We start from the raw sequence: 25,146 nt of genomic DNA on the forward strand, positions 1-25,146 counted from the left end.
GGTAGCAAAATTCTACAATTTTTTTGGCATATACATAGATAAGCCATAAGTATTGTGCATGTAACTAATCTTTGAATCTTACCGTTGTATTACCAACAAGTATAGTAAAATAGTTAATCATATATGTTATAAATAAACAAAATATCCCACCAAAAAAAACGATTATATTTCCTGTTTCAATGAACCCCATAAAAGGTACAACTGTAAATGCCATAAAAAACAAATAAGAGAAACATATATTAAAGAAAAACTTTAATGATGGGGGCTTTATCCATAATTTTTTTCTTGGGTAATGCTTATAATCAACTATTGTAGTTAAATTTCTTTTACTTCTAGTATTTATATATACGAATACAGCTAAAGCTATTATTATAACCATGATAGTAATAATATAATTAATTAATGATGTACTTGGTATATGAAACATATTTGCCAGGGGCCGTATTAAACTAGCTAGAAAAACTCCAACGAGTCCTCCCAATGCACCCGTCCCTGCACTTATTGTCTTTGGTTGTTCCCGTTCTGGCACTGCTAATTTATCTACAATTTCATTATTTATTTTATACACGGGATTAGGTAATACCCAGTGTAAGAAAGGAAAGATAATTTTCCAAATTGAATTTCCCATATCTAGAATATATTCTTCATCATTTATTTCAAGAATTCTATACCTTATATTTTTAAAAACACCTTGTACATTACACTTCATGTAATATTTTCACCCCTAAATTATTGAACTTGCCATATGTTAAAAACTAACTTAACGGATTAATGCTATCAAGTCCACTACTAAAAGCATCACCAATTTTATTTACTTGATCTCCTACCCAGCTTATGCCTTTATTCACTTGTTCGTCTACCCAGTTAAAACCATTACTTAACTGTTCTCCAGTCCAATCCAATTTTTGACCTGTCCAGTCTACTCCGTCTTGAATATTTAAGAAATTATTATCATACGACCAATTAGCTAATGTTGTTGCAATGGTTCCTCCGACAACAGTACCAGCTAATGCCCAACCTATTGGATTAGAAATTAACCCCATTGCTCCTAAACCTTTATACCCTACTGTAATTCCAACACCAGTAAGAAAACCAAAACCGCTAGAATAAGTATTTTTTACTATTGCCTCTCCTGCAGTTTTATCAGTTTGTGTGAGATCACTATACGTACCGATTGCAATACTAACACCTAGTAAGGATCTACTTACCGCTTTTCCTATCTTCAACATTTTGTCACCTTGATTTTTTAAAAACAATGAAGTAGAAGATGGTTTGTTAGCATTCATATGCTTCACAAGTTCAGATCTAGTTAAATTATTTTTTCCTACATCTTTTATACTTTGACTTATAAAACCAGCGATTCCATTAAAGTTAAAATTTTCCTCGAAAACATCAAAATTATCAATCACATATTTTATAAAATTCTCCGATACTTCTTCGTCCATATCTTCTTCATTTTGAAGCTTCTTCAGTTCATTCATGTAGCTGTAGTATTCTAATTCTTCAATTTCACCATTTTTTAATTGTCAGTGCATATTACCTAATCTAAACAAAAGAAGCATACTTGTATATGCTTCTTGGTGTAAAGATAGTTTATTTTCTTATTTCAACGGGCCTGATACCGTTCCTTTTTCAAATGTATTCCCGTTTTCTTTCATCCAACTATCATAAATCTCTTGAAAACGATCCTCTTCTTCATCTTTATAACCCTCAGATACTACTTTATCTATATTTTCTTCATTAAAGTACAGTACATTATTTGGATCTAACCCTTGAGGGTATATACATCCCGTATAGTCGTACATTATCCCTTTTTGTTCTTTGTTCTCTGCCGGAAGAATTGGCGCACGGTTTAAAATCATTAACTTACTCGTACCTTCTTTTAAATATACTATTGATCCTATTGGTAACATAAATATTCCCCTTTCTAAATTTCTTATAAAAAATATTTTATTTATCTTAATAGTTTTCCACCCTTGAATTTTACCGTTGTATTCCCCGGAGGTATAGTCATATAGGTAATCATAAGTGTTATAAACAAAACAACTATCCCTCCAAAGAATACTACCATATTCCCAGTTTCAATAAATCCCAGTAATGGAACAACTGTAAATGCCATAAAAAACAAGTAAGCGAAACATATAATAAAGAAAAATTTTAATGTTGGGGGCTTTATCCATATTTTTTTTCTTGGGTAATGTGTATAATCAACTATTGCGGTTAAATTTTTTTCATGTCTCCTATTCATATATACAAAAACTGATAAAGCTATCATTACAACAATAATAGTAATAATTAAATTAACCAATGATGTACTTGGTATATGGAACGCATTTGCCAGTGGCCGAATTAAACCAGCTAGAGAAACTCCAATGAGTCCTCCCACTGCGCCCGTTCCTGTACTTATCTTCTTTGGTTGATTCTCTTGTGGTACCTTTAATTTCTCTATGATTTCGTGATTATCTATTTTGTATACGGGATTTGGTAATACCCAATGTAAGAAAGGAAAAATAATTTTCCAAATCGAATTCCCAAAGTCGAGAACATATTCTTCCCCATTTATTTCAAGAATTCTATATCTTAGATTTTTATTTAACAATTGCACTTTACATTCCATAAAAATATCTTCACTCCTAACTAAGAAATTTCCTGCTGTCCTAAAAAGATACTTTAATTTAACTAAAAGGATTTATAAAATCAAGTCCACTACTAAAAGCATCACCAATTTTATTTACTTGATCTCCTGCCCATTCTATACTCTTATTCACTTGTTCGTCTACCCAGTTATAACCATTACTTAACTGTTCTCCTGCCCAATCTAATTTTTGTCCTGCCCAATCTACGCCGTCTTGAATATTCAAGAAATTATTATCATACGCCCAATTAGCTAAAGTTGTTACTACGGTACCCCCAACTATAGTTCCAACTAAAGCCCATCCTACTGGGTTAGAAGCTAGAAATACCTTTGCTCCCCCTGCAATTAAAGCACCTGTAAGAAAACCAGCTCCGCTAGAGAAAGTATTTTTTGCAATTGCCTCTCCTGCAGTTTTATCAGTTTGTTTGAGATCACTATACGTTCCAATTGCAATACTAACACCTAGTAAGGATCTACTTACCGCTTTTCCTATCTTGAACATTTTGTCACCTTGATTTTTTAATAAAATTGAAGTAGAAGATGGTTTGTTAGCATTCATATGCTTCACAAGTTCAGATCTAGTTAAATTATTTTTTCCTACATCTTTTATACTTTGATCTATATAACCAGCAATTCCATTAAAGTTAAAGTTTTCCTCGAAAACTTCAAAATTATCAATCACATACTTTATAAAATTCTCCGATACTTCTTCGTCCATATCCTCTTCATTTTGAAGCTTCTTCAGTTCATTCATGTAGCTGTAGTATTCTGATTCTTCAATTTCACCATTTTTTAAATCCGTATATGCTTTATTTAATATCTCTTGCGAAGATTCATCCATATCCTTCAATGCAGAGTCCTTAGCTTTTCTAGCTTCATCAAGCATGATTTCTCTTTTTTCAGCATTATAATCTTTTAAATAGGATAATCCTACAGTCGTAGAACTACCGATATAATCAGTAAATCTCCCTTCACCTTCTACTGTCCCCGCATTTTCAATTGCCGTTGCTACTTGATTAAGCAAATCTTCTATACTAGAAATTTCTTCTTTTCCTACACTAGTAAACGAATTTAGCTCTTCTTCTAGATTTGTAATAATATTTATTACATCATCTTTATCGGCTTCTGGCGGGTAATAATTGGGATGAATGGCACTAGTGATATCGGATACACTCTTTATTGTTTCTCTTACTGTATCTTGTTCTAAATTCAACTTTTCCCAATCTTCTTTGATATCTAGTTCTAAATCTTTTACGTAGTCACTAACAATAATAGCAGATTCACTTGTATCGACTCGTGATTTGAACAACTCTAAATGTTTTCTTAGGGAATCATCCAAATCTGTAAATAAGTGCTCAAAAGTTATTAAAATAGTCTTATGGAGATCATTAAAATAATTTTTTGCATTCGTTGCTGTTTTTCCAGAAAATGATTCCAATGAATTTAACCTATCAAAACTTTCACTAATACTATTGAGACTTGTTTTTATATCAGCTGTTGAAGACTTAACATCATCTGAGAATTCAATTACTTCGGATATGTCAACTTTATGTCCCATCTATATCCTCCTTTACAAGTGTATTTTCTGTGCTCCATCTAATACATTCGTATTTGCTTGCGCCAAGCCTTCATCATTCTCCCTGATGTTTTCTCCAGTATGTTCTAATGTATTGATATCTGATTCTAAAAGGCTTTTATATTGTTGCAACAAATCTACTGCTCTTATTACATTTTCTAGGTCTTTTGTAAATGGTTGAATGTTTGTTTTATCAAATGTACGGTTCTTTTGAATACTACTCACTAGATTCGAAGAGGAGGTCCTTAACGCATCTACACTTGATTGAAATTCACTTAGATTAATACCTATCTCTACAACCATCTAAATCACTCCTTTTCCAATTGAGTTATTTGCCATTCAAGATTACCAAGTGAAGTTTCTAGGTTATTTAATCCTGTTGTTAAGTTCGTCTTTTCTAATTCATAACGTTGTATATCTTCTTCCATATTTATCTTTACTTCTTCTGATTTCGTTACAAAATGTTTCGTACTTTCTTTATAGTTGCTATAGGCTTCATTATAGTTATTTTCTTCTTTTCCATTCCATTTTGAATTATCGACTATAATACCTTGAATGGAACTATTAAGATTGTTAAGGTTTGAATTCGTTGCTTCCATTTGACTTGAAGCTATTCTCAATCGAGTTATCTTATCTTCTAAAGTAGAGATATTATTTTTCGTATCTGCCATCGCACTTAAAACTGTTCGTTTCTGACCATATAACTGACTCAGAGATGTCATTTACTTTATTCCCCTCCCTACTCCGGTATTTTCACTTTCACATGTTGGTGATCCAATGCCACGTAACATTCATATTTATTCGGGTATTTCTCTTGTCGTATAAAGGCTTGTTTAAACATATCTTGATCTCCAAGACGCATGCTAAGCAGCCCGATCATCGCTTGACCACGGAAGTACTTTGGTACTTGTTCATAACTCATGCCTAGATAACTATATTCACTGCAAATAATGAAATGAATGCCGACTTTACTTCCTTTATCAATCATGGTTGAAGCATCGTCTACAGATAAGTCTGTTCGTTCAACAAAGTCTTGTAGATTTGCAATTTGAACTAGCCATTTTTGTTCACTAGTTACTCCATCTTTTGAACGCTTTTCAATTTCATTAACGAGTTCTGCTTTTATTGTTTGTAAGCCTTCTGTTTCTGACATATACGTATTCATATTCCTGCCGATATCTTTGAATTTTTGATCTGCCGTATCGATAAGTATCGTTTGATACGAATCGTCCATCATTGTTACATTTTTGGCAACGGATTGGATCATTCGGTCTAAACCATCTTTTCGATCACTCATTACGGTTAGATTTTCATATTGTGCAGGGTTAAACCCTACTGGCATAACTTCTTCAAAATCCAAGCCAAGCGGAACTTTTTGTTCTTCTACTAGTTTTTTCGTACGACGTTGGTTCTTGAATTGTTCAAAGTCTACAACGCCTTCTGGCATCATTGGAATTGGCTCAGGATACTCTCCATCCCACGCTTCTTCCATGGCTTTCGCAGTTGTTTGGAGTTTATCAATAATTTCAAGAGCTTCTGCACCATTTTCAGGGAGCATCGTCTGGAATAACGCTGGTTCTTCTAGTTTTACAAGTCCTCGACCAGCAATTTCTTCAAGTTCAATGTCTGTTCGTCCTACAATCGATCTCGCTTCTGTTGTTTCAATTAAATACAGTGCAATTTGCGTTTTAATATTCGATAGTAAAGGCATACGCATTGCACTTTGTCGGCCTGCACTAATAATTAAATGGATTCCAATGCTTGCACCTTCTCTAGCAATCTGTGTGATAATTTTCTCAAAGTCATCTACAAATTCCGCATCTCGTACAGATTCATAGTTATCGATTACTAGACTAATATTCGGTACCGTTTCGCCACTCGCTTTCTCAAACATTTCAATATTTGCTACTCCGTACTTACTTAGCTGTTGTTTTCGTTGTTTTACAATTGTGGAAATCATACGAACGAGTTTTCCAATTTTCTCTTCCTCATCTATTAAGAATGTATCAGCAACATGCGGAAGATTTTTCAATGGAAGCAATCCATTCGTACCGAAATCTAGTAAATACACATGGAAATGTTCTGGATTATGTTGTCGAGCTAAATCCATTACTACTGTTTGTAAGAACGTAGATTTTCCATATCCAGGACTTGAGAATACAGCTAGGTGTCCATCTTTGGATAAGTTTAATGTTAACGGTGACTGTTTCTGTAATTCTGGTTGGTCAAGCAGCCCGATCATTGGTTGTAAAGGCTTCTTTGGTTCCTTCCATGCTTCTTCAAACGCAACTGGATGTAGTTCTGGTCCGAAGATTTTTTCAGGCAATGGCGGTAACCATGGTTTTGCTAAAGGTTCCATTTCCTGCTGGGCAGTATAATCTGCAATATGATCAATGACTGCATCTAATTCTGTAGGTATTTTTTCTACTTCTTCTTTATGTTCCAAACCACTGAGATCCTCAGTTAAAATATCATATTGACCGAGCTCATTGATAGCATAAATAGTCATATCAACATAATCTTGTTCATTTTTATCTGGGATATAATCAGCCCCACTCCAAGCACTTTGGAATAGTTCATAGATTTCATTATTACCTACTTGTAAATAAGCTCGCCCTGGTAAGGTAATTTCAGCAGCATCTGGCGTTTTTAGAATTTCATTTGAATCTCCGGCATTTTGTACTTTTAGAGCTAGCTTAAATTTCGAGTTGGACCAAATTTGGTCATCAACTACACCACTTGGTTTTTGTGTCGCGAGAATTAAGTGAATTCCTAAGGAACGACCAATACGTGCGGTAGACACTAATTCTTTCATAAAATCTGGTTGTTCCGATTTCAATTCCGCAAATTCATCGGAAATTAAGAATAGATGCGGCATTGGTTCAGTAACTTTTCCTTGTTTAAAGAGTTTCTGGTATTGATTGATATGATTTACTTGATGTTCTCCAAATAAGCGTTGGCGTTTCTGTAATTCTGCTTTGATCGATGCAAGTGCACGCATCGATTGTGCTTTATCCAAGTTCGTAATGGTTCCCATAAGATGCGGTAATTTAGCAAATAAGTTCGCCATCCCTCCACCTTTGTAGTCAATAAGTAGAAATGCGACTTCATAAGGATGGAAGTTAACTGCAAGAGATAAAATATACGATTGTATAATTTCTGATTTACCAGAGCCTGTCGTACCTGCGACTAACCCGTGTGGTCCATGGGCTTTTTCATGCAAGTTAAGTTGGACGAGATCTTCTTTCCCTCTTAACCCTAACGGAACTGCTAAACTTTTATACGTCTCGTTTTGACTCCAACGAGTTTGGATATTTAATTCTTCTACTTTTTCCACATTGTATAGCTCTAAAAATGTCACCTGCTCCGGAATCGAGTTTTTCAGATTTTGCAAATGATTAATTGGAGCTAATGCCCGAGATACAACCTCTTTATTAAAGTTTTTGGGAAAATGATCCGGTTTAAAACTTTTGTTTACGAGTTCTGTTTCTTCGAGAATGATTTTTCCTTCATTTGCATCACGGATATCAATTACTGTCTTCACATGTTCCGGTAAAGCCCGCATTACGTCTTGCACAAATACGATTGACACACCCAATTCACTAGGATCTTCATTAAAGAATTCCATAATCGTATGGTCGAGAATTAATTTCTCATCAGTGACGAGAACAACATAATGTGGCGAGAAATATAATTTCTCATTTGTATTACTTTTCTCTTCAACGAGCTGTTTTCGCTCTTTCAATACTTGATACATGGAATGAAGTACTTGGTCACGAGAACGTTCATGATATACAAATCCACGTACGTTGATATCTCTTACACTGGCATGTGGCAGCCAACGCATCCAATCCCATTCTTTCTTTTCTTCTTCCGGGAAGATCGTAATAAACTGTAAATCATGGTAACTATGAAATAATGATAATTGCATCACAATTAATTGTAATTGTTCCAACACTAATTTACGTTGGCCAATGTATCCCACCGGACCTTTGGCTAAGGAAGTAACAACCGGAACATTTCGCAACTCATTAAACTGCCCTAATAAATCACGAGCCGCATCAACTAGCTCGTCTTCCTCTTGCGTAAATTCTTCTTCGTTAAATTCGATTTCAAAACTTGAATCCACTCTTCCTAGTCCTGTCCGGAAATTAAGAAAATCATGGTGGTACATTGTTTTTTCATAGATTCTTGCTTCAATATTTGTCACCATTTCACTAATTTTCTCTACATCTGGATAATGATAGTGTAATGCGTGGCGCTGCTCCTCACTGGCCTCAAATAATTCTTTTGTTTTTCGTTGTAAATACTTTTTATATGTTTCTTCACGGTGTTTCATATCTGCTTTATACTTTTTCACACTTTTCACATAAGAGGTGATCGAAAAGATAATGGTAACCACTGTAACTGCTAACATGGCAATAATAAATATCCCTCGTGGCTGCACCAATGAAATAATAACTAAAGCGGCTATCATAACTAGTGGTGGTACAATCGTTCGTGCTAATTGTTCGCTTGGTTTTGCCGGTTTATTTGCCGGTTTTGCAATGGTTCGCTTATCTTCTGGCTCCCTATAAATAATTCTCGGAGAGCGATGATAATCGGGATAATCACCCTCATAAGGATTGTCTAAATTGATTAATTCCGTTAATCGTGAATTGATTTCTCTATTAGTCCTTAATTCTATATGTTCTGGATGGACTGTAATAGAAATACCATCGATAAACAATTGATCTCCAATATGAAGAATCCTGTCTTCTTTGATATAACCGTAATTATAGAAAACATCTCCATCTTGTATATCTAAGTAAAAGGTAGTGTGATTCTCATCTCTTACCAACACAATATCTGCATCCCAACCAGATATAGTTACATCATTATATTCTTGAGATCCGAAAGTAATAGAGTTATAGCCAGCTATATCATAATAGTTTGTTTGTTCTTCATCGAGTACATAAAAATATATTTTTTTATCCTTCATATCTACTCGTTTAGTCATATTAATTTCGTTTTCCAGATAGATTAATTTTTTGCCATCCCATTCTAATGTAATTTCCTCATCTATCTCAGGTATTGTTACTTGATTTGACCAGGAATTACCGATCGTTATCATCCGATCTGTATTAGAAGGTAAATGGCATTTATGCAATTGATCTTGAAATGCTACAAATAAAATATGTCCTGCCATCTTTTCGTTCTCCCTTTCTATTCAAGCTCTATCTCTCCACGAAATTACTCTTCGTCCCCATCATTATTATTCTCTTCTTCATTAGAATCATTGTTATTTTCAGCATTATCTTCTTCATTGTTTTCTGTAGATGCTTCGTCATCACTCGGATCAAGATCTGAATTTCCTGTACCATCCCCAGAAGCAGGTTCATTTTGCTCTTCTTCATTAAATGGATCTAATTCGTACTCTTCTAAATATCGATCTAGTTCACCCTGTAATTGATTCAATTCTTCATCTCGTTCAGTTCCGCTTAAATCTGGATTATTCCTCACTTGGTCACGATTCTGAATTAGTCCATGAATAATAAGTTGTGGATCATCGATATATTTTGCTTTTTCCAATGATTCCTCAAAGTTTCCTCTACCGTTATAGATCCAGTACAATAAATAATCCTGGTTACTATTTAAAGATACATTATTTAAAATAGAACTCTTCTGCTCATCTGGTAAGCTCTCTACCTGTATATAGGAATAAGCCAACATATATTTAGTTTGACTAGGGAAGTTTTCTGGATTTTCACCAGAAAGTGTAGTAATGACTCCATTGTAATTATTTCCTAAAAACTCTCCATATGCATCCAATTGTTTATCTTGAAATGGATGATTGATTAATGCGTAATAAATAAGTGGAGCTGCTAACAGAACCGATACAATAATCATAATAATCGATAACTGTTTATATAAACGAAATCGCTTAGTAGGAACGAAGCTCATCGTTTTTTCCGTTTTTTCTTGTTCACGTTCATAGCTCTCTATTAAGAATTCATTCAGAGCTTCTATACTGTTTATTTGTTGAACTTTCTTTTCAAATTCAGTTTCATTCGCTTTCTCTAAGGAACCATAATAAAGCTGATCGAAGTTATATTTTTTGGAGAATAAAGCGATGACAAAGCATTTATACTGCTTTAAGAATCCTTCTTCTTGCATATCAAACGGTGGTACAACATCTCTGATGCCTCGATGAATTATAGACGGTAAGTAATTATCGTCAAATACCACATTTTCCGGGTGAATGAAAAAAGTAATTCTGGAGGTTAAAAATCGATCTAGCTTACCTACATTACATAAAATTCGCAATTTGTCATTCCGACTTAATTTCTGAATTTCTGTCCAAGACTTCCTTTTATGATAAAGCTGATAATCGAAATGAATGGTATCTTCTTCTTCCTTGATATCCAATGGCACAAAAAATTCCGAAGACTGTATCATTAAATCCAACTGTCGTATATTTTTCATTCTTGTTTGAGAAATTGGCAAAGATGTACGAACAGTATTTTTATCTTGCTTGAACGTATATGTAAAATTATCTATCTCTATCGTTTTTTCGTTCATTTTATTAACTCCTTCACAAATAATGCATAGATTATTAGATTTATAAAACTACTAAAATATCTCCATCAGCTACAGGATGGTCATCAATAAAATCGTCATCAGCAAGAACGATATTCTTATTAACAATTTTAATAGATGACTTTGTATTCGTCCTTTCAATATTTAACGTTTCCATCACGTTTAACAATAATTGTTTGACTGTTAATTGCGTTGGAATACGCAAATCATATACATACCCTCCAGATGCTTTTTGACGAAAGTCCATTGTTATATTAATATGTGTTGTTTTCGGCATACTTCGACTCTCCTAATCTAATAATCTTTGCATTAAGACATACAAACCTCCACATAGAGCTACTGCAATACCAGCAAATGTCATTAAAATGATATTACTTGAACTGGAACTAGATGATTCCTCTTCTACATTACTGCTATTTGCTGCAACGGATTCATAGTCAGACTGAAATAAGGAGTCTTTCACCTCTTGAATCACTACATTTCCTTCCACATCTTCAGAAAATAAATTTTGCTCTATATTTTCGATTTTATCTTCTTCCGCATTGACTTTTTCATTAATTTCTTGGGTAGTTTCCGAAGTGAACAGGCTCGGGAAAATTTTATCTAGTTCTGTTTCTCGCATTTCATTTTTTTCATCTTTATCTTGAATTATTCGATCAATTTGCATTTGTAGACTTCCATCTTTTTCAGATCCAGTTTCTGCTGATACTCCAATTGGAAGGAGTATCAGCAGAATCATGGAACTTACAAATGCCAAATTAACCAGCTTCAGCTTGGTTTTCATCGGTCATTTCTTCCTCTCTATCAGGTCGGTTGATAACCAATAGGTTTCCGAGTGCACCAATTAATAATAACATTAGCACGATGAATATTGCTCCACCATAGTTAACCGTTCCTTCCACAATTCGCAGGAGGAATGTCTCCATATATTGCAGTGGAGAAAACTTCTCTAATACTGGGAATGGCGCTGAACCAGAACCTAAAGCATCTGTAAAGAACAAGTACAAACTAAATACAGCTAACAATAAGAACATTCCTATCATTTTTATCTGTCTTAGTAAATAAGTTGCTACAAGTAACATCCCTGTTACCAATAAAGCCATAATAATGGTTAACTGCAACATATTGAGATCACTAATTGGTAAATAATAACTTGAAACAATACCAATAACGATACCTTCCAGTATACCTATACCTACTGTAATGATCGTAATAGGCATATTCGTCCCCATCAATGATGCTTCTGATGCAAATTGATCTTGGTTCACTTTCTTCTGATTAATTGTTGAAATTACATAAGCTGTGAATAATACAACGATAAAGCTAATTAACACTAAGAAATATGGTGTAAATGTATTATTTTGTGTCGTAATAGTTCCTTCGTTACTCGTTTCTACTGGATTTGACAAGAAATCATATAAATTTTCATTTTGACGATCTCCGACACGACTATTTGCTAAAACACCCGTAAAGTTCTCAATAAATGTTTCATCATTTTCTAGCTTATCGGTCATCTCAACGGCAAGATTTTCAGCATTATTTACTAAATTCGTACCACTTTGTTCAATCTCCGTTGCTTGATTATCGATATCTTCAAAAGTCTGATAAACATTTTCAGCTGTATTTAAGTTATTCGAAGCTTGATCTGCTAAGTTTTGACTAGAAGATAATATCGGCTGGAAGTCGCTTCCTAAAGTCATAACAGCATTCTGTTCACCTTCTGCACTCGCTTGAATATCCTGTTGCTGTTCTAGTAAGGACATGGCCTCATCGCGCCAAGATTGTACGCCTTCAATAGTATCCGTAAGATTTGTATTTAAAACAGCTGCCCTTTCCCTTGCTTTTGCAACTTCCTCAGACAATTTAGCAGCGTCACGAATTGCTTGTTGAACACCAGCTTGATAATTATCTACTTGAGATTTGAAGCTCGTTGTAGGTGTACGAAGTTCTTCTGCAACTCCTTTAACAACCTGACTAGTAATATAATCACTTAACAATTCTTTTATTTCTTTTTCATTATATAGGTAGTATAAAGAATCTCTATTTCCCCTTTTACTAGCTACATCTATTAAAGACATCTCATTATTTTGTATTTCTCTTGCAATCCCATGAATATTTTCACCAAAATAACTTTCATATAGAGGTTGTAGTTTAAAGTAACCGTCTATTGAATTACTTACAGTGTTTATTAATGTAGATGTCGTATCTCCTAAATCTTCGACTGGTGTCATTATTTTGTGAGATATTGTGTTATTCTTGATAATCAGTTTCTCTGGTTCTTCAGGTTGTTCTTCTTCTAGATCTTCCTCTTCTGGTGTCTCTGGTTGTTCCTCTTCTGGATCACTTGGTTCTTTTGGTTCTGCAGGGTCTGTTGGTTCATTGGACCCGTCATTGTTTCCGCCTTCACCAGAGTTGTCATCGCCACCAGTTGATTCATCACCGTTATCATACGGATCTCCTTCATTTGTCGGTATTCCGTTTGAATCATCCTTTGACGCTTCTTCTTCGGTATCTATATTAAGCACTTGAGTAGACGCAACTAATTGCATATCTGACTGATGATAAGCAACATTTTCTGGTTTATCTACATCATCTAAATCTTCTTGTTTTAACTTCCAGGACCATTCAAGTGGTTTATAAAAATCAAATATTCCTTCATCTGGTTGTGTATTTACTCTAACATTTACAGTAAAGGACCCTGCTCTATTCGCAGGTAATTTTACTTTACCATTTTCATCAATAGATCCTGTATAGTTACCTTCATCTTCACCGGGAAGTTGAATTCCTAAATATTGGAGATCAAATCCGTCTGGGAGGTTAATAGTAAATATTTGGCCCTCTTTTTCATTTTTGGGTAGCTCTACTGTATCTGATAATGTAATACCATTTTTAACTTGAGTGCGTAAACTTTCAATTTGATCTTTTAATAACTCTCCACGTTCATCACTTATTGGTGCATATTCAAATTCAGATCTGTATTTTTGTGTTACTTGTATAACATCTCTTATGTCCTGCTCAAGTTCTTCAGGTAATCCAACATTCCTAAAGTCCTCTTCATTTAACGAAGGTAATTCACCTATAGCATTATTTATATCTCCCAATGCAACTTGATTAGGATTTTCAAAAAGAGTATTAATATTAATACCTTCATCAATGGATTCATCCAACAATTCTTCAATTTTCGTTCTGATATTTTCCTCAAATTGTTGATTACTATCTGTCAGATAATTATTTACATCATCTTGTAAAACAGATACTTGTTCAGAAGAACGTTTTAAATAGTTTTGAAGTTTTAATGTAGACGTGGCAATATTATCATTTGCAGGGTTATTTTGAACTCTAACTACAGATGGATTTTGACCACTGTTATTCTGACCTGCAGCCAACTGCTGATTAATCTGATCATTAGCCGTTTGTAAATTAGATAACTTCTCATCCACTTCACTTGCTCTCATACCCTGATTAAATTGACTAAACATGTCATTAAATGCAAGGAGTTGAGATAAATTATTCCCTTTCAGTTCAACAACGTCTTCGATATTTGATACAAACGCTTCACCTTGCTCTGCTTCTTCCAATAATTGATTTTCATAAGACTCTATTAGTTCTTCAAAGCTACTAAAGCTATTGGTAGAATGTTCCGTTTGATCTTTAATTGTATTGAACTGGTCGGTATATCCTGATAATGGCTGGTGAACATTGCTGTTGAAGGCATTTGTATGTAACGCTTGTCTATCAACCATTTCACTTACATTATCCTGTGCATCTTGAAGATTTCCAATCACACTAGCAAAATACACGTCAATAATACGTCTATTAAAATCATTCAATATGTTACTAGCAGTTTTTTCTGCTTCTTCTTTTATTCTTGCATTCTCTGATGCGTTGATTTTATATTGTAAAACAACTGGTTCTGGAGATTCTGCATGGATATTTAATGATTTCTCGGAGAAATCATTTGGAATGACAACCATCATATCATATGTATTATTTTCTAAGCCGCTCTCTGCCACTCCACGACTAACCACAAACCATTCATGGTTATTATTGCGATTGATCGATTGTGTAAATGCATCTCCAAAGGCCAAGTCTGTTCCATTAAATGTTGATCCTTGATCCTCATTAACAATTGCAATAGCCATCGTTTGTGTTCGGTTTGGGTTTTCTGTCTCCGTTTCTTGATGTAACGATAAAAAAGATAACCCTGATGCCAATGCAACAATAAGAACCAGAAATAAGATCCACCGCTTATCTACTTTTTTCATTATTTCTCACTCCTGGTGATTAAAACTAATAATCTATTTAATAGTACATTACATGCACGTCGAAAGAATCAATACGAAAGTGTAAGAAAAGGCTACTAATCTTCTAAAAAAAGCAGCCTTAAATAGTTCCAGGCATTAGACGAGCTACATAACCTTTGTCATGCAGCTCATCCAGAAACCTTCTCTTAATCTACTACCTTATCTTAAACCGAAGTTTTGAGACAATTGCTCATCTTGTTGCGCAACCGCTTCAGCAGTCTTGATAAGTTGATTCTCAATGTCTAACATAAGTTGAGAGAAATCTTGCACTTTTGGCTTAAGTTCTTGGAATTGCATGTCAAACTTTTCAAAAGCACGACCTTCCCATTCTCCACGTAGCTCATCTTGAAGGCCTTGTAAATCTCTAAGTACTTGATCAATTGTTTGTGAACTTTGACCGTACCTCTTTGCCTTAGCTTGTAATTGCTCTGGACTCATACGAATTTGTCCTGCCATTTTGCTCATCTCCTCTATAATATTTTTTTTGCGAAGGTTCTCGCAGTTGTAAATAAATTCATGTACCTTCTCAAGTAAATCCTAAAGAAACGGGATTTTAATGTCAACGAACTATCTAAAGTTTTCCAAAAATTGAGTGATAAGTCCCAAAAAAATACGCTGAATTATTTAAAATTTAAAATATACCAGTAAAAAAGACACCCCACCTTTCATCCAACAAAGGAACTATTTTCATGTAATAGTAATTTCTTACTTGGTGAATATTTACCCATACCTAAAATAAATCAAACCTATATTTTCAAAAAATTATCTATTTTTCCATTCTGCGTATTGGTTTGTTGACATATTTGAATAAATAAGTTAAATTACAAAAGACGAACGTTTTATATTAAATTATTAAAAACATCCGTATTTAGGAGTGAAAACCATGGAAAATGTATTCGATTATGAAGATATTCAACTAATACCCGCAAAATGTGTGGTGAATAGCAGAGCAGAATGTGATACTTCAGTAACACTTGGAGAAAGAACATTTAAATTGCCAGTTGTTCCTGCTAATATGCAGACGATTATAGATGAAAAGATTGCTAGATATTTAGCAAAGAAAAATTATTTTTATATAATGCATCGTTTTGAACCTGAAAAGCGAATGGATTTTATCAAAGATATGCATCAAAATAATTTGTTCTCTTCTATTAGTGTCGGTGTAAAAACAGAGGAATATGGATTTATCGAAGAGTTAGCAGCTCAACAATTGGTTCCTGACTATATTACGATCGATATTGCACACGGTCATTCGAATGCAGTTATTAACATGATCAAACATATTAAAGAAAACTTACCTAACTCTTTTGTTATCGCTGGTAATGTAGGTACTCCAGAAGCTGTAAGAGAATTGGAAAATGCCGGGGCTGATGCTACAAAAGTTGGTATTGGACCTGGGAAAGTGTGTATTACAAAAATAAAAACTGGGTTTGGCACAGGCGGATGGCAATTAGCAGCCTTACGTTGGTGCGCAAAAGCAGCTAGTAAACCTATTATTGCAGATGGCGGGATTCGTACACATGGTGATATCGCAAAATCCATTCGTTTTGGAGCTTCCATGGTAATGATAGGATCATTATTTGCTGGACATGAAGAATCACCTGGGGAAACAATTGAAAAAGATGGCAAAAAAATCAAAGAATATTTTGGTTCGGCATCAGAATTTCAAAAAGGTGAAAAGAAAAATGTGGAAGGCAAGAAAATGTATGTAGAGCATAAAGGTCCCCTCCAAGATACATTAACTGAAATGGAACAAGACCTTCAATCTTCCATTTCATATGCCGGCGGCCAGCAATTAGATGCTATTCGAAATGTAGATTATGTAGTTGTTAAGAATTCAATTTTTAACGGTGATAAAGTGTTTTAATTTTATTATCATACAAAAAAATCGCAGTCATGACCCAATGATGACTGCGATTTTTATTACTGATGTTCTAAAACCTTCCCGAACGAAAGATAGAATAAAGTAACCAGAGGAACATCCCTATCGCAACGACAAATCCTATCTCAATTACTGGTAAACTCCACAGATACGAAGATTCTCCTGCTAAGGCGGAGCCAATGATTAATCCTACCATGATAATACTGAATGAAAGCAATACAATACTAAATGAAAGTCGATTACTTATCCGATCTAGTTTCCTCAAGAATGCTTCCACTCGAGAAACAGAGATTTCTAACGGTAGTTTTCCTCTTCGAATAACTTTGTACAAATGATTAATATGATCCGGAAAATCCAATATTATATCTTTATAATCTTCCGCTTGTTGGTATACCTCATCAGCTACTCTTTTGGGTTGATATTTTTCTTTTAATAATCTTTTCCCAAAAGGCTCTGCGATTTTTACAATGCTAATATCAGGATCTAGTCTCTCTACTGTACCCTCGAGCGTTAATAATGATTTACCGACTAGAGATAGATCTGTTGGAATCTTTATTCCATGTGTCGTTGCTACACGAAATAAATCATTAATTGCTTCTCCAATACTCACTTGACTGAATGGGATATCGTAATATTTGTCTCTTAAATCATCAATATCTGCATACATATAGTCGGCATCCACATCTTCTGAGACAATCCCCATTCGATAAATAGCTTTAATTATTGATTTCGTGTTTTGTCTCATTATAGCTACGATAAGTGAAGATAAATGATCTTTCATTGTCGACGTTAATCTTCCAACCATTCCGAAATCCATAAAAAGAATTTTATGATTAGGGAGAATCATTACATTACCAGGGTGCGGATCTGCATGAAAGAAACCATCGATAAGGATTTGCTGAAATTGCTTTTGAATTAATTTTTCTGCAATTAATTGTGGATTGTAGCCTTCACGAACAAGGTTCTTATTCTCATCTAATTTAATTCCTTTAATATACTCCATTGTTAGAACTTTTTCTGTTGTAAGATTCCAATAAACATCAGGTACAACCACATCTTCATGTTTTTTAAATTGCTGCGCAATACGATGGGCATTTCTTCCTTCTAACGTATAATCTAATTCAGCAATTAATGAATTGGAAAATTCTTTTATAATTGCACTTAATTGATATTTTTTCGCCCAATCAATCCTAGACTCTGCTAGCTTTGCTATACTCATTAATATTTCCAAATCAGTGTGTACTTTTTCTTCTAAATTTGGTCGTTGTATTTTTACAGCTACTTCTTGTCCTGATTGAAGCACACCATAATGAACTTGACCAATGGATGCTGCAGCAATTGGTTGTTCATCAAAGGATTGGAAAATGGCATCTATAGGTTCTTGTAGTTCTCTACCTATTATTTCTTGGACATCAGAATACGAAAACGGTGCAACTTGATCTTGTAGTTTTTCTAGTTCCTCAATAATGTGTTTTGGGATTAGATCCTGTCTTGTACTTGCGATTTGTCCAAGCTTTATAAATGTAGGGCCTAATTCCTCTAAAAATAATCGGATTCTTTCACCGGTTGATTTATTATGTACTTCTCTATCACTTTGTTCAAACAAACGCTTTGGCAGGGAGGAAATCTTATGCAATCCTAATTCTCTTACAATATATCCAAACCCATTTCTAGAAAAGGCGACAACAATTTCTCTATATCTTTGCATATGACGAATTCTTCTTTTAAAAATAGCAAGCCCTCCCTAGCTAACAATTTCTTCATTCTTATTCTATACCCTATTATTACCATTTCATAACAAAAATCTTTTCTCCATTATATCTATTTTTTAATAAAAATACCTTCCTCTACTCTAATATTCCAGCAAAAATAAAATATTTTTACATTTTTTACGCCAATTAATTATACTCTATGTTAGTATTTCAAAGCCATCCCTTATATAATAAAGAAGGAGGTGTTAAAATTTGGATAATAGAATTGGGCAGATTATAAAGCATTATCGATTACAAGCCAATATGACCCAAGCAGACCTTGCAGATGGACTGATTTCCGTATCATATCTGTCCAAGATTGAAAATGGTAATCAAATACCTCCTAGGGACATAGCTGAACTTCTCAGCAAACGATTAGACATACCAGTGGAGTTATTGAACCAAAGTAAGGATAAGGATAATAAGTTAATTGAAGATTGGATTGATTATTTACTGGAGGAAGACGTTGATAATGCGGTAAATATGTACGAAAACAATATAAAGCAAATATTAGAAATCACTCATTCTACAATTAATATTCCAATTGAATTACACAAATTCAGGTACTTCTTGTTATTACATGACCTGGATCAAGCATTGCAACAATATCAACATCTAAATATGCAGTCCAAAAAATTTAGTAATATGGAATTATATTATTGGTATAAGTACTCAGGAATCTTTTGGGATCTTAAAGAATATCATCCTCGTGCATTACAATTATTTTTGAAAGCGGAAAAACATATGGATGAGTTTGTACTTCATGAACAAAAGGAGCAAACAGATTTATATTATCGCTTAGCTACAGCAGCTTCATCTTCAAAAGATTTACACAATGTTTATCATTATAATAAAAAAGCATTAGATCTATTTCGGAGCCGTTATTTACTAGAGGAATGTTCGGAATCCCATTTATTATTTTCAAATTATTTCCGGCAAGTTCATAACTATAAGCAAGCTTGGAAATGTACAGAAGTTGCAGAAGACATTGCCAGTAAAATAAATTGCCCCACTCTACTCGCTAAATGCAATGAAAGCTATGGTTCCATAGAAATTGATCAACACCATTACCAAACAGGTATTGACTACTTATTAAAAAGCTACGAACTTTGTATTCATTGTAATATGGAACAAAAAATTGGACTCATACTCAAACTTATTAAAGTCTATTATATTCATAATAGCCACACTGAAGTTAGTAAGTGGTTAGAACAAGTATTACTATCCGTACAAGAATTTTACGGAAATAAGATTAATAAGCAAACACTGGATGTAAAAATGTTAGAACATCGGATCAACCATACAAATCCCAATGCACTTGAATCATTTGTAAAAAAAGATATCATCCCATATTTTGAAGAAAGATCGTTACATTATGAATTACAACTATATCTACGTCAATTAGCAGATGCTTATTCCTATCACGAGCAATTTCAATTAGCTGCTATTTATTATCAAAAGTCTTTAAAAACGCATAACTACTTACCGATTTAAGAAGAGCCTAAAGATAAAATAAAATAAGTCAAATCTTTTCTAAAAGGTTTGGCTTTTTGAAATTAAATAATAGCATTGAGTAATTGAAATAAGAGAATTTTACACTAACAAGAAAAGTACGAGCTCACCGATAATCATCCTATTTTTTTACTACAATGCTATTTTTTATCTAAATCTTATGTATATTTCCTTTAATTTGTCTTTCTCTTTCTTTTTCGTACAATAATAGTTTTAATAGATAATCCTATAAAGAAAAATACTGTAGGAATAACAATGGCAACTAAAATGAGTTGTTCATGTAAAAATGCTAAATAAATAAAAGGTATACTGTTCATGATTAACCATACATTCCAAGCGGATTGCTCTAATGGAGTAATCAAAATAGGACCTAAGTATAAAACTATATTATAGATAAGCACAAGTGAAACAGACAAAAGATTATGTAACATTGTTGGTTGTACTTTTAGTACGAATCCCCCTAGAAGATAAAGCAACAATAATATAAATAATGTCTGCGCAGCTTGACTAGTCTCAAAGCTGAGATCCATCGTAAAAGAAGCAATAATTAAAATGAGGAAATGTAAGAAGATGGATTGTAAATTCCTCACCACATATTTAATTACTTTCTCTTTTATACTTGTTTTTTCATTCATTCCATACTCCCTCAAATCTTTATACTTTAATACCCATCTTAAAGTAAATCTATTTACAATTCTAGTATTAAAAAGGGACTAAGTAATTAGCCCCTATTCATCATTTCTAGAACTCTTTAATTGTTGATCACGTTGATTTCTCTCTATAGCAAGATCGATTAATTTCTCGATTAGTTCTCGATAAGAAACTCCGCTTTCTTCCCATAATTTTGGATACATACTTATTTTTGTAAAGCCTGGGAGTGTATTAATTTCATTAATGACAATTTCATTGTCTTCCGTTAAAAATACATCAACTCTTGCTAGACCCTCACAATTCAATGCTTTAAAAGCTTGTAAAGCAATATCTTGTATATTCTCTACTACAGGCTCTTCTAGTTTAGCAGGAATTTGAAGTATTGCCCCAGTTTCATCAATATATTTCGCTTCATAAGAGTAAAAATCTCCCGTTGGTAAAATTTCACCCGGTATAGAAGCAGCTGGTTTTTCATTTCCCAGAACAGCACATTCAATTTCCCTACCTACAATTGCTTCTTCAACCAGTAATTTATGATCAAATTGAAAAGCATCATTAATTGCAGAATAAAATTGTTCTTCAGTTTCTACTTTATGAACGCCTACTGACGAACCTTGGTTTGCTGGCTTAATAAACATTGGTAATCCTAAGTCTTCTTTGAGACTATTATAATTAATGCTTTCTTTATCAATATTTCGATAAGCATACCCTTTTGCCACTTTTAATCCAGCGTCTTTTAACAGACGCTTAGCAATATCTTTATCCATACTAATAGCAGAACCTAATACACTAGAACCGACAAATGGAATATTTGCCATTCGAAGCATTCCTTGTAAACTTCCATCTTCCCCTAGTGTTCCATGGACGATTGGAAAAATAACGTCCAACTGATCTAGAGAAGTATTGGAATTCGATGTAACTATCTGGTTTTTTTCTGCCCCAGGAATAACGGCGATTCCTTCATTTGTTTTGTTTAATGAAATTAATTTAGGATCCTCTTCGTTTATCAAGTAATGCGATCGATCATTCACATGCCAATTTCCTTGCTTATCAATTCCTAATAAGTATACCTCGTATTTATCTGAGTCAATTGCATCTACAATATTTTTAGCAGACTGCAGTGAAACCTCATGTTCTGCTGACTTACCTCCAAATACAATACCAACTTTTTTCTTCATGTTATCCTCTCCTAACAAAACCAGCGATTAGTTCATACATATCTCTTTAATTTTATATTATGTAATGTACAAATTTTACTTGCATTGTATCGTTATTTTATCACAGACTACTCCATTTAGTGTTGTTTAATTTCATATTGCCCATTTTTTCCAACTATGCGAGGCTGAATATGTTAATAGGATTACGGTGTTCCTTTTTCATATTTTCAAATAATAATAAGGTTGAGATACACGTAACTAATTAAAGGAAAAATCTGAGACAATACCTAAAATATACTGTACTTTTTACGAACAATAATGAACACCTATTAGTACTTGTGGAGTCTCACCTTCTATAAAAGTTTAAGTATATTTTATTTGATATTAGCTTGTTCTCCTATATAATCACTAAGTGATCTCAACCTCAAACATTTTTATTAATATACTATTCTACAATATTGTATAAATAATTGATATCTTCATTTATTTCTACTACTGCCTCTTCTTCTATTAATCCTTCTCCACCTAATTGATGAATAGTGTTTTCTAATTGTTCCAGGTGTCGCAGCAATTTTTCAACATTATCGGTTTTTTGATAATGCTTTAATACTTTTATTTGTCCCGATAGTGCTAAATGTATACGTTGATCATGAAAAGCGTCTTGTCTTTCATAATAATCGATTAGCCATTCCAGTCCTTCAAAAGAAGTCGAATGATTTCCAGATACTACTTCAATTTCTGCAATAACAGGTAAGTGATCAGAGGCTTGTCCTCCTTTTTTCACTTCTGAAGTATGAACTTCCATACGTTTTGAGGCAAATATATAATCTATTCTTCGATCCGGATTATGTGCTGGAAAAGTTTCTCCATCTGTATCGTTCAGATCCCACGCATCTATAAAATCTGAAAATAAGGGACTTATCTCCGTAGCATTAGGCCTTGCATTCATATCTCCTACCAGAATATTATAATTCCCTTCACTCATAATTCCCTGCATATCGGCCACTTGCATTTCACGAATAGTAGGATCTCCCCGGTAGTCTAAATGGGTCACGTAGAACATTACTTCAGCGCCTTCTACATTAATCTTCGCTTGTAAAAATCCAGGTTCGAGTGTTGGAGCGGGATTAGGAACTTGTGTCGATAACCTTGTGATATTTCGATTCTCTGCTTCTACAATTGGATATTTACTTAGAACTCCCACACCATACTTCCTATTAGGTTCACCTTGATTAACTGGTTCTAAATCATAGATTGGCGCAAAATAATATTCCATCTCTAATCTACTCGCTAACTCCTCCATCATATGATCAAAGTTACTCCTATAACCCCAATGAACATCAACTTCTTGGAGTCCAATGATATCCACATCTAATTCATTAATCGTATCAGCTAATCTATCGACATCATATTCACCATCTAAACCTGTGCCGGCTGCGACATTAAAAGTACCAACCTTCAAATCTATTTTCTCCATTGGACTGGAGTAAACAGATTCTACTGGAAAACCAACAACTACAAAGAAACTTACAAGAATAACGGTGCTTAACCATCGAAATGTTTTCAATGCGCTTCACCTCGTTAGAATTATTTCCATTGATAAATCATGTCTGTTGTTTCGGCACTTAATTCTTCATATGCTGAAGTAGACAGCTTGCCAGCTTGTAATTGTTGATCTAATAATAATTGGAAGCTTTCCATATGCTTTGCCACTTTCGAAGCATCTTTTCTTTCTTCAAAGCGTTCTACTGCAGTCAAATGCATTTCAAATTTTCTCTTTGCATCATCATGAAGATCTCCTGACTCTGAATATGTTTCAATTAAACCATGGATATCTTCCACTTGTATCGTATATAGCAGATACTCTCTACGCACATCCTTGAAATCATACAAGTCTTCTTCCCATTGACTCGCTAATTCTTCTACAGGTACACCATTTTCAATTCCTTGTCTAATCCAGCCATTTCCAATCAAGTTATCAAAAAAAGAAATTCCATTACTATTCTCTGCTCTAAATTCAAAATCGTCTGGATACGTATCATGCAACATTTGTACCACATGTAGACCGGTTATGATTGGGTCATAAATCTCTTTATCTGTAATGTGAATCTGTATACCATGACTCAAACTTCCACTGTGTTTAGAAAACATCGGTGTAAACGATGCAGCACGAAATGTAACTCCTGGTAAATCCAACCCATTTAATGTTGCTGCAAATTCCGTACTGTTCACAAAAGGTGCACCAATAAATTCAAACGGTTTCGTTGTCCCTCTACCTTCAGATACATTTGTTCCTTCAATTAAGGCTGTGCCTGGATAGACAAAAGCTGTATCTTCGGTTGGCATGTTTGGTGAAGGTAGTACAAATTCCAAATCCGTATCTTCATAGTGCATTCCTCGTTTCCACCCTTCCATTTCTATTACTGTTAAATCAGCATTTATATCAAATTCCCCATTAAACAATGTTGCTAATTCACCAACCGTCATTCCATGTCGTAACGGGATAGGATAATTCCCTACAAAGGAAGCGTAATCTGGATCTAACACAGGCCCCTCTACTTTGTTACCTCCTAGTGGATTTGGACGGTCAAGAACAATAAATTCCTTATCATTCTCTGCTGCAGCCTCCATTGCATAGGCCATCGTATAAATATAGGTATAAAAACGAGCACCTACATCCTGAATATCAAAAATTAACACATCAACCTCTTCTAGCATTTCTGGAGTTGGTTTTCTAGTCTCCCCATAAAGACTATATACAGGAAGTCCCGTTTGTTCATCAATATAGTATTCTACATAATCCCCTGCTTGTGCATCTCCACGAACCCCATGTTCTGGTCCATAAAGAGCTGTTAACTCTACGTCTGGATGTTCAAAAAGGCGGTCAACAACACTATTTAGTTCTTGATCTACACCCGTTGGGTTTGTAATCAATCCGACTCTTTTTCCTTCAACCAAATCCATATGATCTTCTAATAACGTGTCTACTCCTAATTCAATCACATGTTCATTGGTGGCCGTTTCATCTGCTGTTGTTGGAATCAATGCATAAGTCATCGTTATTGCTATACCCATTATTACAATTAACATACTTGTTAG

The 25,146-nt window shown here is 34.1% G+C and carries 20 protein-coding genes and 1 pseudogene; 2 read left to right on the forward strand and 19 right to left on the reverse strand.

What is annotated here, in order from left to right:
• Positions 1 to 64 precede the first annotated feature (64 nt).
• From ABC346_RS15930 to ABC346_RS15990, 13 genes are all read right to left on the reverse strand, one after another.
• Positions 65 to 709: a DUF443 domain-containing protein gene (locus ABC346_RS15930; protein WP_413235783.1), complete on the reverse strand. Its 645-nt coding sequence runs from the start codon at positions 707 to 709 to the stop codon at positions 65 to 67.
• Positions 710 to 755: 46 nt separating this feature from the next.
• Positions 756 to 1,481, reverse strand: coding sequence for a hypothetical protein (locus ABC346_RS15935; protein WP_413235784.1), 726 nt, complete (start codon positions 1,479 to 1,481; stop codon positions 756 to 758).
• Between the two features lie 120 nt (positions 1,482 to 1,601).
• Positions 1,602 to 1,913 carry a DUF4176 domain-containing protein gene (locus tag ABC346_RS15940; protein ID WP_413235785.1) on the reverse strand — a complete coding sequence of 104 codons (312 nt, stop codon included), beginning with the start codon at positions 1,911 to 1,913 and terminating at the stop codon, positions 1,602 to 1,604.
• A 41-nt stretch (positions 1,914 to 1,954) separates the two neighbouring features.
• Positions 1,955 to 2,617, reverse strand: coding sequence for a DUF443 domain-containing protein (locus tag ABC346_RS15945; protein ID WP_413235786.1), 663 nt, complete (start codon positions 2,615 to 2,617; stop codon positions 1,955 to 1,957).
• Between the two features lie 58 nt (positions 2,618 to 2,675).
• Positions 2,676 to 4,193 (reverse strand): T7SS effector LXG polymorphic toxin, encoded by a 1,518-nt coding sequence (locus tag ABC346_RS15950; RefSeq protein WP_413235787.1) that lies wholly within the window; start codon positions 4,191 to 4,193, stop codon positions 2,676 to 2,678.
• A 12-nt stretch (positions 4,194 to 4,205) separates the two neighbouring features.
• Complete coding sequence (locus ABC346_RS15955) at positions 4,206 to 4,514, reverse strand: TIGR04197 family type VII secretion effector (RefSeq protein ID WP_413235788.1); 309 nt, start codon at positions 4,512 to 4,514, stop codon at positions 4,206 to 4,208.
• 5 nt (positions 4,515 to 4,519) lie between these two features.
• A complete protein-coding gene (locus ABC346_RS15960) occupies positions 4,520 to 4,933 on the reverse strand; it encodes a DUF5082 domain-containing protein (RefSeq protein ID WP_413235789.1) in 414 nt (137 codons plus the stop codon).
• A gap of 17 nt (positions 4,934 to 4,950) precedes the next feature.
• Positions 4,951 to 9,399 (reverse strand): type VII secretion protein EssC, encoded by a 4,449-nt coding sequence (essC, locus tag ABC346_RS15965; protein ID WP_413235790.1) that lies wholly within the window; start codon positions 9,397 to 9,399, stop codon positions 4,951 to 4,953.
• A 44-nt stretch (positions 9,400 to 9,443) separates the two neighbouring features.
• Complete coding sequence (gene essB / locus ABC346_RS15970) at positions 9,444 to 10,772, reverse strand: type VII secretion protein EssB (RefSeq protein WP_413235791.1); 1,329 nt, start codon at positions 10,770 to 10,772, stop codon at positions 9,444 to 9,446.
• A gap of 40 nt (positions 10,773 to 10,812) precedes the next feature.
• A complete protein-coding gene (locus tag ABC346_RS15975; protein WP_413235792.1) occupies positions 10,813 to 11,067 on the reverse strand; it encodes an EsaB/YukD family protein in 255 nt (84 codons plus the stop codon).
• Between the two features lie 12 nt (positions 11,068 to 11,079).
• Positions 11,080 to 11,574, reverse strand: a complete 495-nt coding sequence (gene essA / locus ABC346_RS15980; protein ID WP_413235793.1) for a type VII secretion protein EssA — start codon at positions 11,572 to 11,574, stop codon at positions 11,080 to 11,082.
• On the reverse strand, positions 11,549 to 15,055 hold the full coding sequence (gene esaA / locus ABC346_RS15985; RefSeq protein ID WP_413235794.1) for a type VII secretion protein EsaA: 3,507 nt from the start codon (positions 15,053 to 15,055) through the stop codon (positions 11,549 to 11,551). The genes essA and esaA overlap by 26 nt, the downstream gene beginning before the upstream one ends.
• Positions 15,056 to 15,253: 198 nt before the next feature.
• Entirely contained in the window at positions 15,254 to 15,550 is a 297-nt protein-coding gene (locus ABC346_RS15990) for a WXG100 family type VII secretion target (RefSeq protein WP_017796447.1), read from the reverse strand.
• Between the two features lie 427 nt (positions 15,551 to 15,977).
• Here ABC346_RS15990 and guaC point away from each other — a divergent pair, with 427 nt between their 5' ends.
• A complete protein-coding gene (guaC, locus tag ABC346_RS15995; protein WP_413235795.1) occupies positions 15,978 to 16,961 on the forward strand; it encodes a GMP reductase in 984 nt (327 codons plus the stop codon).
• Between the two features lie 67 nt (positions 16,962 to 17,028).
• Here guaC and ABC346_RS16000 read toward each other — a convergent pair whose 3' ends face one another.
• On the reverse strand, positions 17,029 to 18,684 hold the full coding sequence (locus ABC346_RS16000) for an ABC1 kinase family protein (RefSeq protein WP_413235796.1): 1,656 nt from the start codon (positions 18,682 to 18,684) through the stop codon (positions 17,029 to 17,031).
• 256 nt (positions 18,685 to 18,940) lie between these two features.
• Between ABC346_RS16000 and ABC346_RS16005 the strand changes: the two genes are divergently transcribed.
• Positions 18,941 to 20,221: a helix-turn-helix domain-containing protein gene (locus ABC346_RS16005; protein WP_413235797.1), complete on the forward strand. Its 1,281-nt coding sequence runs from the start codon at positions 18,941 to 18,943 to the stop codon at positions 20,219 to 20,221.
• Between the two features lie 191 nt (positions 20,222 to 20,412).
• Here ABC346_RS16005 and ABC346_RS16010 read toward each other — a convergent pair whose 3' ends face one another.
• The 5 genes and pseudogenes from ABC346_RS16010 to ABC346_RS16030 form a co-directional block, all read right to left on the reverse strand.
• Complete coding sequence (locus tag ABC346_RS16010) at positions 20,413 to 20,874, reverse strand: hypothetical protein (protein WP_413235798.1); 462 nt, start codon at positions 20,872 to 20,874, stop codon at positions 20,413 to 20,415.
• A 93-nt stretch (positions 20,875 to 20,967) separates the two neighbouring features.
• Entirely contained in the window at positions 20,968 to 22,068 is a 1,101-nt protein-coding gene (gene ddlA, locus ABC346_RS16015) for a D-alanine--D-alanine ligase (RefSeq protein WP_413235799.1), read from the reverse strand.
• Between the two features lie 424 nt (positions 22,069 to 22,492).
• The gene (locus ABC346_RS16020) at positions 22,493 to 23,614 is read right to left on the reverse strand and encodes an endonuclease/exonuclease/phosphatase family protein (RefSeq protein ID WP_413235800.1); all 1,122 of its coding nucleotides are present in this window, start codon (positions 23,612 to 23,614) and stop codon (positions 22,493 to 22,495) included.
• A 20-nt stretch (positions 23,615 to 23,634) separates the two neighbouring features.
• Entirely contained in the window at positions 23,635 to 23,922 is a 288-nt protein-coding gene (locus ABC346_RS16025) for an FIMAH domain-containing protein (RefSeq protein WP_413236566.1), read from the reverse strand.
• Positions 23,899 to 25,104 (reverse strand): annotated as a pseudogene (locus ABC346_RS16030) (exo-beta-N-acetylmuramidase NamZ family protein); the annotation flags it as partial. The gene ABC346_RS16025 and the pseudogene ABC346_RS16030, both read right to left, overlap by 24 nt.
• Positions 25,105 to 25,146: the final 42 nt, after the last annotated feature.

Origin of the sequence: Oceanobacillus phoenicis (assembly GCF_047238145.1) — a bacterium.
Lineage (GTDB): Bacteria > Bacillota > Bacilli > Bacillales > Amphibacillaceae > Oceanobacillus.